The organism is Citrobacter sp. Cpo103 (assembly GCF_030332605.1).
Lineage (GTDB): Bacteria > Pseudomonadota > Gammaproteobacteria > Enterobacterales > Enterobacteriaceae > Citrobacter > Citrobacter portucalensis.
This window is the reverse complement of sequence record NZ_JAOWHO010000035.1, coordinates 976,916-990,269: the sequence shown is the minus strand read 5'-3', so window position 1 is coordinate 990,269 and position 13,354 is coordinate 976,916. Positions and strand designations below refer to the sequence as shown.

The following is a 13,354-nucleotide window of genomic DNA, read 5'->3' as shown; positions in this document are numbered from 1 at the left end:
AAAGATGTCAAAAACATTATTAGACTTCATTTTCCTCAGAGGGGATTAATCGTGTCGATACCAATCAAGAAAGAGCGCCTGACTGTTATTTTAACTACTATATTTATAACGATTTTATTTCTTCTGGATATTATATTTACGCTAACTCAAAAATAAATACTCTTTCCTTCCTGAATGATTAGGGTTTTATGGACGCTCTTATTTGCATTACAGCATATCTGGCATGGAGTGAGCGTTAGCTTCTCGCTCGCAGCGGACCTTCAGCTCAGTCAGCAATGTCCGCTCCGTGCTGTGAGTTCAACGGGTCGATGCAACGCTAATGAGAGCCAGACTTACGAACTACTTTATTCGACCAGCTACCCCTGACGATATCAACAAAATCATCGAATTCACCACTCAGGAAGCACAAGAATCTGAAGGTACAGTGATTGACCTTGTTGCTGTGGAGTGTGGCGTTTCGTCGGCGTTTTGTGAAAACCCACGTTCAAAATATTGGGCCATGGAAGATTCTTCAGAAACAGTGATCGCCAATACCTCTGTCGTAAAAGAATGGAGTGATGTTCATGGAAATGACTACCGGTGGATCCAAAGCTTTTATATCGCCCCGGAGTATCGTGGGATGGGATTAGCTGATGAGCTCATCAAACATCTTACAAAAGAAGCTAAATCAGAAAAGGCACTGGAGCTTCGCTTATAATTCCACGGAGATAACGGGCGTGCGATTCGTGCTTATGAGCGATGTGGTTTCACCGAATCTCCGTATACCATTATGAAAGTGGGTTTATAACTTCCCCAAATACAGCGCTCCTAATGCTCCGCCTGAAATCAGAACACTCCTGACAGGCCACGATTCCACCAGGTTCAGATTTCTCATTCATCTTATTTTTCATGTTGCCATCAGATGAGGGAGATAATCGTTTTCACTTCCCGTCTGTCGCGGTAATCTCATACGGTCGTTAATATTGCGACTGCAATGTGTGTAACCCAACTCAAATACTAATAACTAAAAAACAGTACAGACAGGATAACTATGGATTCCTCCCTCACCTCCACGGGTCCCCAACAGGACGCCTCTTCACTTAACCGCGCCCGACGCGCTGCGCTTGGTAGCTTCGCGGGTGCCGTGGTCGACTGGTATGATTTTCTGCTTTACGGCATCACTGCCGCACTGGTCTTTAACCGCGAGTTCTTCCCGCAAGTCAGCCCGGCGATGGGAACACTAGCCGCATTTGCTACCTTTGGCGTCGGATTTTTGTTCCGCCCGTTAGGCGGGGTGATCTTTGGCCACTTCGGCGATCGCCTGGGGCGTAAACGTATGCTGATGCTCACCGTCTGGATGATGGGGATCGCCACTGCACTGATAGGGATTATTCCTTCCTTTGACACCATTGGCTGGTGGGCTCCCGTTCTGCTGGTGACGCTGCGTGCTATTCAGGGGTTCGCCGTTGGCGGTGAATGGGGCGGCGCGGCGTTGCTCTCGGTCGAAAGTGCGCCGAAAAATAAAAAAGCCTTCTACAGCAGCGGTGTTCAGGTCGGTTATGGCGTCGGGCTACTGCTTTCTACCGGTCTGGTCTCGCTGATTAGCTCGCAAACCACCGATGAGCAGTTCCTGAGTTGGGGCTGGCGTATTCCATTCCTGTTCAGCATCGTGCTGGTATTGGGCGCGTTGTGGATGCGTAACCGAATGGATGAATCAGCCGAATTCGAACAGCAGCAGCAGGCACCGCAACCAGAGAAAAAGAGACTACCGGTAGTCGAGGCGTTAATCCGTCATCCAGGTGCCTTTTTGAAAATTATCGCTCTGCGCCTGTGTGAACTGCTGACGATGTATATCGTCACTGCGTTTGCCCTAAATTACTCCACGCAGAATCTGGGCTTACCCCGTGAACTGTTTCTGAATATCGGCTTGTTGGTGGGTGGGCTGAGCTGTCTGACCATCCCCTGCTTCGCCTGGCTCGCCGACCGTTTTGGTCGCCGGCGCGTTTACATTACCGGCGCACTGGTCGGGACGCTCAGCGCATTCCCGTTCTTTATGGCGTTAGAAGCGCAATCCATTTTCTGGATCGTGTTCTTCGCGATTATGTTGGCCAACATTGCACACGATATGGTGGTCTGCGTGCAGCAACCTATGTTTACCGGTTTGTTTGGCGCAAGCTATCGCTACAGCGGCGCAGGAGTTGGTTATCAGGTAGCAAGCGTGGTTGGCGGCGGTTTTACCCCCTTCATTGCTGCTGCACTGGTAACATTCTCCGGCGGAGACTGGCACAGTGTGGCCATTTATCTGATGGCGGGTTGTCTTATTTCCGCCACTACAGCATTGCTGATGCGGGATAAGCAGCACGGTTAAGCCCGGGTGCGGAGGCCGTCCGGTCTTCGCACAATCTTCCTCAACGTCTGACTTTTGTTTCACATTCCTGTGACATACTATCGGGAGAGCAGTACATCTGTGGAACAAGGAGACAGACATGAACAATAAGGGCTCCAGCCTGACCCCGGCTCAGGCACTGGATAAACTGGACGCGCTGTACGAGCAGTCGGTTAAAGCACTGCGTAGCGCCATTGGTAAGTATATTGAAACAGGGACGCTCCCTGACGTAATCGCCCGCCATAACGGTCTTTTTGTTTACCCATCACTGTGTGTCACCTGGGATGGCAGCGCCACCAATCCCCCGAAAACCCGCGCCTATGGTCGTTTTACCCATGCGGGCTGCTACACCACTACGATTACCCGTCCGTCGCTTTTTCGTCCGTATCTTGAAGAACAACTCACGCTGCTGTATCAGGATTATGATGCGCATATCTCCGTCGAGCCGTCGCAACATGAAATTCCCTATCCGTATGTCATTGACGGTTCTGAACTGACGCTCGACCGCTCGATGAGCGCCGGCCTAACGCGTCATTTCCCCACAACCGAGCTGTCACAGATTGGCGATGAAACAGCAGACGGTACCTATCATCCGGCGGAATTCTCCCCGTTGTCACACTTCGACGCCCGACGAGTAGATTTTTCGCTGGCGCGACTACGCCACTACACGGGAACACCGGTTGAACATTTTCAGCCGTTTGTGCTGTTCACCAACTACACCCGCTATGTCGATGAGTTTGTGCGTTGGGGGTGCAACCAGATCCTCGACCCTGATAGCCCATATATCGCGCTTTCTTGCGCGGGCGGGATCTGGATCACCGCTGAAACTGAAGCGCCTGAAGAAGCGATCTCCGATCTCGCCTGGAAGAAACATCAGATGCCCGCCTGGCATTTAATCACCGCCGACGGTCAGGGGATCACGCTGGTTAATATCGGCGTTGGCCCGTCTAACGCCAAAACCATTTGCGATCATCTGGCTGTACTGCGTCCTGACGTCTGGCTGATGATTGGTCACTGTGGCGGGCTGCGTGAAAGCCAGGCGATCGGCGACTATGTTCTGGCCCACGCTTATCTGCGTGACGACCACGTGTTGGATGCCGTACTGCCGCCAGATATTCCAATTCCGAGCATAGCGGAAGTGCAGCGCGCACTGTATGACGCCACCAAAGAAGTCAGCGGTATGCCCGGCGAAGAGGTTAAACAGCGCCTGCGTACTGGTACCGTCGTCACCACTGACGATCGCAACTGGGAGCTACGCTATTCCGCTTCTGCGCTACGCTTTAACCTCAGCCGCGCGGTGGCTATCGATATGGAAAGCGCCACCATCGCCGCCCAGGGATACCGTTTCCGCGTTCCTTACGGCACGCTGCTGTGCGTTTCCGACAAGCCACTGCACGGTGAGATCAAACTGCCTGGTCAGGCCAACCGTTTTTATGAAGGTGCCATTTCTGAGCATCTGCAAATAGGTATCCGGGCTATCGATCGTCTGCGTGCTGAAGGCGACCGACTGCACTCCCGTAAATTACGTACATTCAACGAACCGCCGTTCCGTTAAGACCTGAAGGTAACTATGCACAACTCAACTCCTCTTTCCGCCCTGCGCAACCTGCTGATAGCGCAGGGGCTGGATGGCATGATTGTTCCGCGCGCCGATGCTCATCAAAGTGAAGATTGTACGCCGCATGACAATAAACTGGCCTGGCTGACCGGTTTTAGCGGCTCTGCCGGCCTCGCGTTGGTCCTTCGGGATCGCGCGTTAATGTTTGTCGATGGACGCTATCAGGTCCAGGTACGCAATGAAGTCTCGCTGGATGATTTTGAAATTCATCATTTACACGATGAGCCGCTGGCCGACTATTTGCAGTCTCACGTTGCAGCGGGTACACGTATCGGCTTTGAACCAATGCTGATGGTCAACAGCCAGTTTGAAGCCTTGTCGGCAACACATTGCAAGCTGGTGCCTCTTGAGCAAGATCCTTTTGACCAGGTATGGCTAGACCGACCGGCAGCCCCCTGCGGCATCATTCGTGAAATGCCCATTGAAATCAGCGGGGAAAGCAGCACGCAAAAGCGTGCCCGCGTCGTGGAACAACTCGCTCAACACCAGGCTGACGTGCTGGCAATTACCCTGCCGGATAACATTGCATGGTTATTGAATGTACGCGGTTCGGATCTGGCCATGGTGCCAGTGCCGTTTTCGTTTGCCCTGCTCCATCGCAGCGGTGAGCTGGAATGGTTTGTGGATAGCAATAAAACGCAACAGCTTCCCGCATCACTGCTGGATACGCTTACTCTTGCCCCGCAAGAGAATTTTCTGACTCGCTGCCAGCAGTTAGCTAATGGGAAGCGTTTCCTGGTCGATAAAGACTACGCCCCGGTCGCGTTGCGTTTTGCCATTGAAGAACACGGTGGCAACGTTCTTTGGGCGCCCGATCCCATCACTCTGATGAAATCCCACAAAAATGACGTTGAACTGGCAGGCTATCGGGAATGCCATGAACAAGATGGCGCAGCCTGGGTAAACTTCCTTGCCTGGCTGGCCCATGAAGTACCTTTGCGCGAAGCGGCAGGCAATCCGGTCACCGAGCTGGAAGCGCAGGCCAAGCAACTGGAATTTCGCCAGCAGCAGCCGGGATTTATCGAGCAAAGTTTCAGCACGATTTCGGCCTCTGCCAGCAATGCCGCAATGTGCCATTACCACTCCAGTGAAAAGACCAATACGCCAATTACCTCGCAGGCCATGTATCTGAATGATTCCGGTGGCCAGTACCACAATGGTACGACGGATACGACGCGTACCCTCGCATTTGGCCCACAGGATCCGCAACGTCGCCTACATTACACCGCCGTGTTGAAAGGCTTTTTGTCGCTTATTTCGCTGCAGTTTCCCAGCGGGACTCAGGGCCATCAACTGGATGCCTTTAGCCGCCGGGCGTTGTGGGAGCTGGGACTGGATTTTGATCATGGCACGGGACACGGCGTGGGTCACCAGTTGCTTATTCATGAGCAACCCCATCGCATCGCCAAAAAAGTAAACCCGTGGCCACTGATCGCAGGCAATATCATCACCATCGAGCCGGGTTATTATCTGGCCGGACAGTATGGGATCCGTATTGAGAATCAGGTGGAGATTATCAACAGTCGTCCTGGTTTTTGTCGTTTCTCAACGCTGACGCTGGTACCGATTGATTTGAATCTGGTTGAACTGCATCTGCTGAGTGATGCTGAGAAACAGTGGATTGATGATTACCACCAGCAGGTCAGAGAGACGTTATCCCCGCGCGTGAACGCAGAGGCACGTCCATGGCTGTTCGCTGCCACCGCACCGATTCGCGTTCAGGCTAATTAATGCAATAAAAAAGGCAGCCCGCAGGCTGCCTTAGTTCTCCCCAACTTCTTACTGCTTAGCTGTTACGGATGTACTCATCCATTTCAGTTTTCAGGTTATCGGACTTAGTCCCGAAGATAGCCTGAACACCGGAACCAGCTACCACAACGCCTGCCGCACCCAGTTTCTTCAGGCCAGCCTGATCCACTTTGGCAACGTCAGCCACGCTGACACGCAGACGGGTGATGCACGCATCAAGGTTAGTGATGTTTTCTTTACCGCCGAATGCCGCAACCAGAGCCGGAGCCATTTCGCCGGACGCACCTGCTTTGCTGTCTTCGGTAGCATCTTCACGACCCGGCGTTTTCAGGTCCAGCGCTTTGATCAGCACACGGAAGATGGTGTAGTAAACAATCGCATAACCGATACCGACAATCGGGAACAGCCACAGTTTGCTGCTGTTACCGGACAGAACGATAAAGTCGATCAGACCGTGGGAGAACGACGTACCGTCGCGCATACCCAGCAGGATACAGATCGGGAATGCCAGACCAGCCAGAATCGCGTGGATGATGTACAGGATCGGCGCCACGAACATGAAGGAGAACTCGATCGGCTCGGTAATACCGGTCAGGAACGAGGTCAGCGCCGCGGAGATCATGATACCGCCCACTTTCGCGCGGTTTTCTGGTTTAGCAGAGTGCCAGATAGCGATAGCGGCAGCCGGCAGACCGTACATTTTGAACAGGAAGCCACCGGACAGTTTGCCCGCAGTCGGGTCACCCGCCATGTAGCGAGGAATATCACCGTGGAACACCTGACCCGCAGCGTTAGTGTACTCACCGATCTGCATCTGGAATGGAACGTTCCAGATATGGTGCAGACCAAACGGTACCAGGCAGCGTTCAATGAAGCCATAGATACCGAACGCCACGACCGGGTTCTGGTATGCAGCCCACTGGGAGAACGTCTGAATAGCAGTACCGATCGGTGGCCAAATGAAGGACAGAACCACACCTGTGAAGATGGCAGCCAGACCAGAAATGATAGGAACGAAGCGCTTACCCGCAAAGAAGCCAAGATACTCAGGCAATTTGATACGGTAGAAACGGTTGAACATATACGCTGCAATCGCACCGGAGATAATCCCCCCGAGAACACCCGTATCAGCAAGGTGTTTAGCGGCGATCTCTTCAGCAGGTAAATGCAGAACCAGCGGCGCAACAACAGCCATGGTCTTAACCATGATGCCGTAAGCAACAACGGATGCCAGTGCAGATACACCGTCATTATTAGTGAAGCCTAACGCAACACCGATAGCAAAAATCAGCGGCATGTTCGCAAAAACAGAACCGCCTGCTTCTGCCATTACGTGCGATACAACGGCTGGCAGCCAGCTGAAGTTAGCGGAACCGACGCCCAGCAGGATACCTGCAATCGGGAGTACGGATACCGGCAGCATCAGCGATTTACCGACCTTTTGCAGGTTAGCAAATGCATTCTTAAACATAATTAGGAGTGCTCCTGAGTATTTGTGCTTATACACTTCATCCTTCAAACCGCCTCAGGGTGGGCTGCGCTCGTTCATCCCAGTCACTTACTCTGGTAAGCTCCTGCAATTCACTCACTTGCCGCCTTGATGCAGCTTGATTGACTTTGTGTATTCTACGTTCTCACGCATTGGCGAGGGGGGAGAACCTCGCCGTGTACAGGGCATCTAAGTACCCTTTATTTATTACACAGAGTAAAATAATTCAGTTTGTTTTTGTTTGACGGCTATCACAGTTCAGTCGTGAATGGCCGCAAAATCCGCACATTCCGATAAAATGAGTTTCTGAATGTGTCAAACTGATTATTCACCGCCCATTTTGTGGCGGTGAACTTTACTCGCATTAGTGATTAATTACGAGCTTTAAAAAAAGTCAGTTAACGAACAGATTGCAGGCGAGAAGCGTCGATGTGAAACAGGCGGGCAAAGTTATCAGTGGTTGCCTGCGCCAGTTCTTCAACGGCAACACCTTTCACTACGGCCATGTACTCTGCAACGTCACGAGTCATGGCGGGCTGGTTCTCTTTTCCACGATGCGGTACAGGCGCAAGGTAGGGAGAATCCGTCTCGACCAATAACCGGTCCAGAGGAACATAGCGGGCGGCATCACGGAGCTGCTCTGCATTTCGGAACGTGACGATGCCGGAAAACGAGATATAGAATCCAAGGTCCAGCAATTTACCCGCCGTTTCTCTGTCCTCTGTAAAACAGTGTAGTACGCCGCCACAATCCGTCACTTTTTCTTCGCGCAGAATAGACAGCGTATCGGCTCGCGCATCGCGGGTATGCACGATAACCGGCTTCTGTAACTCACGGCCGATCTGAATATGGTGGATAAAAGATTCCTGCTGGCGCACCTTTGTTTCCGGCGTGTAAAAATAGTCCAGCCCGGTTTCTCCCATCGCCACAACCCCCTCTTCGGCGGCAAAACGACGCAGGTCCTCAACATCATAGGTTTCATCCTGATTTAACGGATGCACGCCGCAGGAAAAAACCACATTGTCACGCTCACCGACCAGTTCGCGCATACTGCGGTATCCTGGCAGAGTGGTCGCAACGGCAAGACAGAATTTCACATCGCGTGCGGCCGCTTTCGCCAGCACGTCGTCCACGTCCTTATGCAGAGATTGATAATCCAGGCCATCAAGATGGCAGTGTGAGTCGACTAAAAACATAATGTCTCTCTCAAAGATGGGGAACAGGCAGTACGGAGCCTGGTTGCAGGTAATGCTCAATACGAAGAATAAGATCGGTTAACACCAGCTCACGGTTTACGCCCGTCACGTTCAGCAGTTGCTGACGACAATGACAAACGTCACCGAGTATCGCCTGTATCTGGGCAACGGATAACCGTTCTGCGATAGAAGATATCAGGTCCAGTGCATCAGGATTCGTTAAATGGGAAACGCCATACGGACGTTTCAACGCATCGGTCAACAACGTTGCCAGCCAGTGTAAACGGGCGGCAGCCTGATCGTGGTTTAACGCCGCGAGCAGTATATACCAGTCGCCTGTGTTTAATGTGTTCACCAGTGCCGCACAAAAATCTGTGCGGTGCGCCCAGCTTTCAGCCTGTAACAACGTAAGTGCCGCGCCTGGCGAACCTGCACTCAGGCGTAACGCGCTCAGCAGCTCTTCTGACGACGCAGTCACTTCACGAACAAGCCAGGAAATCGCATACGACTCCGGCGGTGGTGCAAGATGATGTAACCGACAACGGCTGCGTAATGTCGCCAGCAAGCGAGCTGGCTCTGTGCTGGCGAGGAAAAACCAGGTTTGTGCCGGGGGTTCTTCCAGCGTTTTCAGCAAGGCGTTGGCGGCGGCATCAGTTAACTGGGCAGCATCCGGGATCCACACGACCTTCGCGCCGCCGAGACGCGAATGCTCGTACAGCTTTTCACTGACTTCGCGTACCGCATCAACCCCCAGCGTGCTTTTGCCTTTTTCCGGCAGCAGCGAATAGTAGTCAGGGTGCGTCCCCGCCTGCATTAGCTGACAGCCGCGGCACTGTCCACAGCTTTTATGCCCTTCCGGCTGCTGGCACATTAAATAGCGGCTGAGGGCGTAAATCAGCGCGTCGTCGCCCATTCCGGGTAACGCCTGAATCAGTAACGCATGGTGACCACGACCCGTCTGGTAGCTGGCTACCAGTTTTTCAAAATCCGGTCGTAACCATGGGTACCATTTCATGCGCCCTGCTCCTTCACCCATTGGGTGATGGTATGACGGATATCAGCCATCACAGCCTCCAACGGCTGCGTAGCGTCTATAGTACGAATGCTGACGTCTTTGGCTGCCAGCTCAAGATAACGCGCGCGAGTGCGATTAAAGAAGTCGAAAGATTCCTGCTCAATACGATCCAGCTCACCGCGGGCACGGGCACGCTTCAACCCGACTTCTGGCGTCACATCCAGATAGATCGTCAGGTCCGGACGAAAATCACCAAGCACCGCATCACGCAGGGTTGCCAGCATGTTTTGATCGATACCGCGTCCGCCGCCCTGATACGCCTGGGTCGACAGATCGTGACGATCGCCAATTACCCACGCGCCTTTCGCCAGTGCAGGTTTAATAACGGTTTCGACCAACTGCACACGCGCCGCGTAAAACATCAGAACTTCGGCTTTATCGGTAATGACCTCGTCACCGACCGATTTAATATCCAGCACCAGACTTCTTAGTTTCTCAGCCAGCTGCGTTCCACCAGGTTCGCGGGTGAAAACCATGTCACGAATACCGAGTTGCTCAAGTGTCTCCACCACCACGTTACGCGCGGTGGTTTTTCCGGCGCCTTCCAGGCCTTCAATGACGATATAGTTACTGCCCATTTTTTTCCTTAAGCACTTTCAGGTAATCCTGCACGGACCGGTTATGGCTGGCAAGATTGGTGTTAAACGTGTGGCCGCCTTTACCGTCAGCCACAAAATAGAGATACGGCGTTTTTGCCGGATGCGCCGCGGCCTGCAATGAAGCCTCTCCCGGCATGGCAATCGGGCCTGGCGGCAGTCCAGTAATGGTATAGGTGTTATAGGCGGTCGGGGTGTCTAAATCCACACGCGACAATTTGCCATTATACCGTGTACCCATCCCGTAAATCACTGTCGGATCGGTTTGTAAACGCATACCCATACGTAAGCGGTTAATAAAGACCGAAGCCACCTGGTCGCGCTCGCTGGCGACCGCAGTTTCTTTTTCAATAATAGAAGCCATGGTTACCAGCTGATTTTTGTCCTGATAAGGCAGGCCATCAGCGCGCCCCTCCCAGACAGTATCCACCGCTTTAACCATTTTCTGATGCGCGCGTTTTAGCAACGCTACGTCAGTAGTATTGGCGGTATACATCCAGGTATCTGGCCAGAACCAGCCTTCTACCCATTGCGGGTTTTCCAGCTTAAGTGCCTCGGCCACGGTCTCATAGCTATCGTCGCTTAACGTATGTTTGATATACGGGGCATCACGCAGCTGTTTGAGATAATCGCTCAGGCGCATCCCTTCAACCAGACGTAACGGGAACTGCGCCTCTTTGCCGCTTTCCAGTAGTTGCAGCATGTCCCGCACCGTCATGTCAGGCGTGAAGCGATATGTTCCGGCCTTAAAATGCGACAGCTCGGGCTCCACACGCAGCAGCCACTGGAACACGCGCGGACGATTGATAACTTTGTCTGCATACAGCTGTTCGCCGAGAGCCAGACGGCCCGTCCCCGCTTTCAGCGTAAAAATCGTTTCTTCTTTAATCAATAATTTGCTGTCCGCCAGATGGCGAACTTTCCACATTCCCACTCCAGCGGCAATGCCCAGCACAACCAGCAATAACAGGACAACAAGTAACAGTTTTTTCATGACTAATTCGGGTGCTCACAAAGTGGGGCTAAATAATCGAATAACAAACGTGAAGACAACAACGTGTCGCCACAGGCACGCACGGGAATAATGGGCATTAACGCGTTACAGACGACGATTTCATCAGCCTGCATTACCTCCTCCAACCCGGCATACACTTCGACAATACTGAATGGCGATTGTGCCAGCATCCGGATACAGAATTGTCGCATAATACCGTTCACTCCGGCCTGATCCAGCCGGGGCGTGTAAACAGCATCGCCTTTACGCCAGAACAAATTAGCCGCACAGCATTCCGTAACCCATCCCTCGCTGTCAAGAACCAGCGCTTCATCGGCGTCCGTCTGTTCAAGATGAGAGCGAATCAACACCTGCTCCAGTCGATTCAGGTGTTTAAGCCCGGCAAGCAGTGGATTACGTCCCAGCCGCACTGGGCTTAGCGCCAGCGTAATACCTTCTTGCCGCCAACGATCGTAATGATCGGGCCAGGCTGAAACGGAGAGGATGCGTGTGGCACTATGACAATTTTTGCCACTGTAACCCCGGCCTCCACTGCCACGGCTGATAATCACTTTCAACACACCGCGTACGTGCCCTTTCGCCAGCATTTTCATTTCATTTTGCAGCTCGGACCAATCTTCAAAAGAGATCAGCAGTTTTTGGCAAGCGTCTTGTAAACGCTCAAGATGCGCTGCAAAGAGAGGGATTTCACCGTCGATAATACAGGCAGTGGTAAAACAGCCATCACCAAATTGGGCCGCTCGATCGCTTGCGGCCAGCATATCTTGCTCGCAGCCATTAATTAAGAACATGGTGGCTCCTTATTTCTAGTCCGCTAGTTTGGCAGGATGAGTAACACAGGACAAGGGCGGAAAACCGAATAAAAAAAGGCCCGACAAGCGGACCTTTTCAATTTGCTATCGATGCTAGCGCATCACCTGACGGACTTAAATCTTTTTAAAGATCAAAGATCCGTTGGTACCACCGAAGCCAAAGGAGTTACACAGCGCATACTCCAGACCACTAACCTGACGCGCTTCGTGAGGTACGAAGTCCAGGTCACAACCTTCATCCGGATTATCCAGGTTGATGGTTGGCGGAATAGCCTGATCGCGCAGCGCCAGGATAGAGAAAATAGACTCTACCGCGCCCGCCGCACCCAACAGGTGTCCGGTCATGGATTTGGTGGAGCTTACCATCACACGGCTTGCCGCATCGCCAAAGACAGATTTCACTGCCTGGGTTTCAGCTTTATCGCCTGCAGGCGTAGACGTACCATGTGCGTTGACATAGCCGATCTGACCCGCTTCAATAGCCGCATCGCGCAGTGCGTTGACCATTGCCAGCGCAGCGCCTGCACCGTTTTCCGGTGGCGACGTCATGTGGTAAGCATCGCTGCTCATACCGAAGCCAACGACTTCAGCATAGATTTTTGCACCGCGCGCTTTCGCATGCTCGTACTCTTCCAGTACCACCATGCCAGCGCCGTCGCCCAGCACAAAGCCGTCACGCTCTTTGTCCCACGGGCGGCTTGCCGCTTGCGGGTTATCATTACGCGTAGACAGTGCACGTGCCGCGCCAAAGCCACCCACACCCAACGGCGTACTGGCTTTTTCAGCACCACCCGCAACCATCGCGTCTGCATCGCCGTATGCAATGATACGTGCGGCATGACCGATGTTATGCACGCCTGAAGTACAGGCGGTCGCGATGGAGATGCTTGGCCCTTGCAGGCCGTACATGATGGTCAGGTGACCAGCCACCATGTTAACAATCGTCGACGGAACGAAGAACGGGCTGATCTTACGCGGTCCACCGTTTACCAGTGAGGTATGGTTTTCTTCGATAAGACCGAGACCGCCAATACCAGAGCCGATAGCGGCGCCAATACGATGAGCGTTCTCTTCCGTAATTTCGAGGCCAGAATCCTGCATGGCCTGAACGCCAGCGACAATTCCATATTGAATGAAGGCATCCATCTTGCGCTGTTCTTTGCGCGAGATAATGTCTTCACAGTTAAAATCCTTTACTAAGCCAGCAAATTTCGTTGCATAGGCGCTAGTATCGAAATGGTCGATCAGGCTGATGCCACTCTGACCGGCAAGGAGAGCTTTCCAGGTAGACTCTACGGTATTGCCGACAGGAGACAACATGCCCAGTCCGGTCACAACTACACGACGCTTAGACACGGTTGTCCTCCAGGGAGGGAAAATAATTCAAGTGGGATAAAAAGATAAAACTCAGGCGGTCGAATGACCGCCTGGAGATGTTC

At 52.7% G+C, this 13,354-nt stretch carries 11 protein-coding genes; 4 read left to right on the top strand and 7 right to left on the bottom strand.

What is annotated here, in order from left to right:
• Positions 1–319 precede the first annotated feature (319 nt).
• The 4 genes from OGX89_RS21230 to OGX89_RS21215 all read left to right on the top strand — a co-directional run bounded on the left by OGX89_RS21230 (position 320) and on the right by OGX89_RS21215 (position 5,714).
• Entirely contained in the window at positions 320–697 is a 378-nt protein-coding gene (locus OGX89_RS21230) for a GNAT family N-acetyltransferase (protein WP_232397843.1), read from the top strand.
• Positions 698–1,030: 333 nt separating this feature from the next.
• Positions 1,031–2,347 (top strand): shikimate transporter, encoded by a 1,317-nt coding sequence (shiA, locus tag OGX89_RS21225; protein ID WP_003832199.1) that lies wholly within the window; start codon positions 1,031–1,033, stop codon positions 2,345–2,347.
• A gap of 118 nt (positions 2,348–2,465) precedes the next feature.
• Positions 2,466–3,920, top strand: a complete 1,455-nt coding sequence (locus OGX89_RS21220; protein WP_126955978.1) for an AMP nucleosidase — start codon at positions 2,466–2,468, stop codon at positions 3,918–3,920.
• Positions 3,921–3,935: 15 nt separating this feature from the next.
• Entirely contained in the window at positions 3,936–5,714 is a 1,779-nt protein-coding gene (locus OGX89_RS21215; protein ID WP_126955977.1) for an aminopeptidase P family protein, read from the top strand.
• 55 nt (positions 5,715–5,769) lie between these two features.
• Here OGX89_RS21215 and ptsG read toward each other — a convergent pair whose 3' ends face one another.
• From ptsG to fabF, 7 genes are all read right to left on the bottom strand, one after another.
• The gene (gene ptsG, locus OGX89_RS21210) at positions 5,770–7,203 is read right to left on the bottom strand and encodes a PTS glucose transporter subunit IIBC (protein WP_003036277.1); all 1,434 of its coding nucleotides are present in this window, start codon (positions 7,201–7,203) and stop codon (positions 5,770–5,772) included.
• A gap of 416 nt (positions 7,204–7,619) precedes the next feature.
• Positions 7,620–8,417 carry a metal-dependent hydrolase gene (locus OGX89_RS21205; protein ID WP_020996495.1) on the bottom strand — a complete coding sequence of 266 codons (798 nt, stop codon included), beginning with the start codon at positions 8,415–8,417 and terminating at the stop codon, positions 7,620–7,622.
• A 10-nt stretch (positions 8,418–8,427) separates the two neighbouring features.
• A complete protein-coding gene (holB, locus tag OGX89_RS21200) occupies positions 8,428–9,432 on the bottom strand; it encodes a DNA polymerase III subunit delta' (protein ID WP_126955976.1) in 1,005 nt (334 codons plus the stop codon).
• Positions 9,429–10,070, bottom strand: coding sequence for a dTMP kinase (gene tmk, locus OGX89_RS21195; RefSeq protein WP_003832189.1), 642 nt, complete (start codon positions 10,068–10,070; stop codon positions 9,429–9,431). The genes holB and tmk overlap by 4 nt, the downstream gene beginning before the upstream one ends.
• Positions 10,060–11,082 (bottom strand): cell division protein YceG, encoded by a 1,023-nt coding sequence (gene yceG / locus OGX89_RS21190; RefSeq protein WP_126955975.1) that lies wholly within the window; start codon positions 11,080–11,082, stop codon positions 10,060–10,062. The genes tmk and yceG overlap by 11 nt, the downstream gene beginning before the upstream one ends.
• 2 nt (positions 11,083–11,084) lie before the next feature.
• Complete coding sequence (pabC, locus tag OGX89_RS21185) at positions 11,085–11,894, bottom strand: aminodeoxychorismate lyase (protein ID WP_126955974.1); 810 nt, start codon at positions 11,892–11,894, stop codon at positions 11,085–11,087.
• Positions 11,895–12,029: 135 nt separating this feature from the next.
• Entirely contained in the window at positions 12,030–13,271 is a 1,242-nt protein-coding gene (fabF, locus tag OGX89_RS21180) for a beta-ketoacyl-ACP synthase II (RefSeq protein ID WP_003036260.1), read from the bottom strand.
• Positions 13,272–13,354 lie beyond the last annotated feature (83 nt).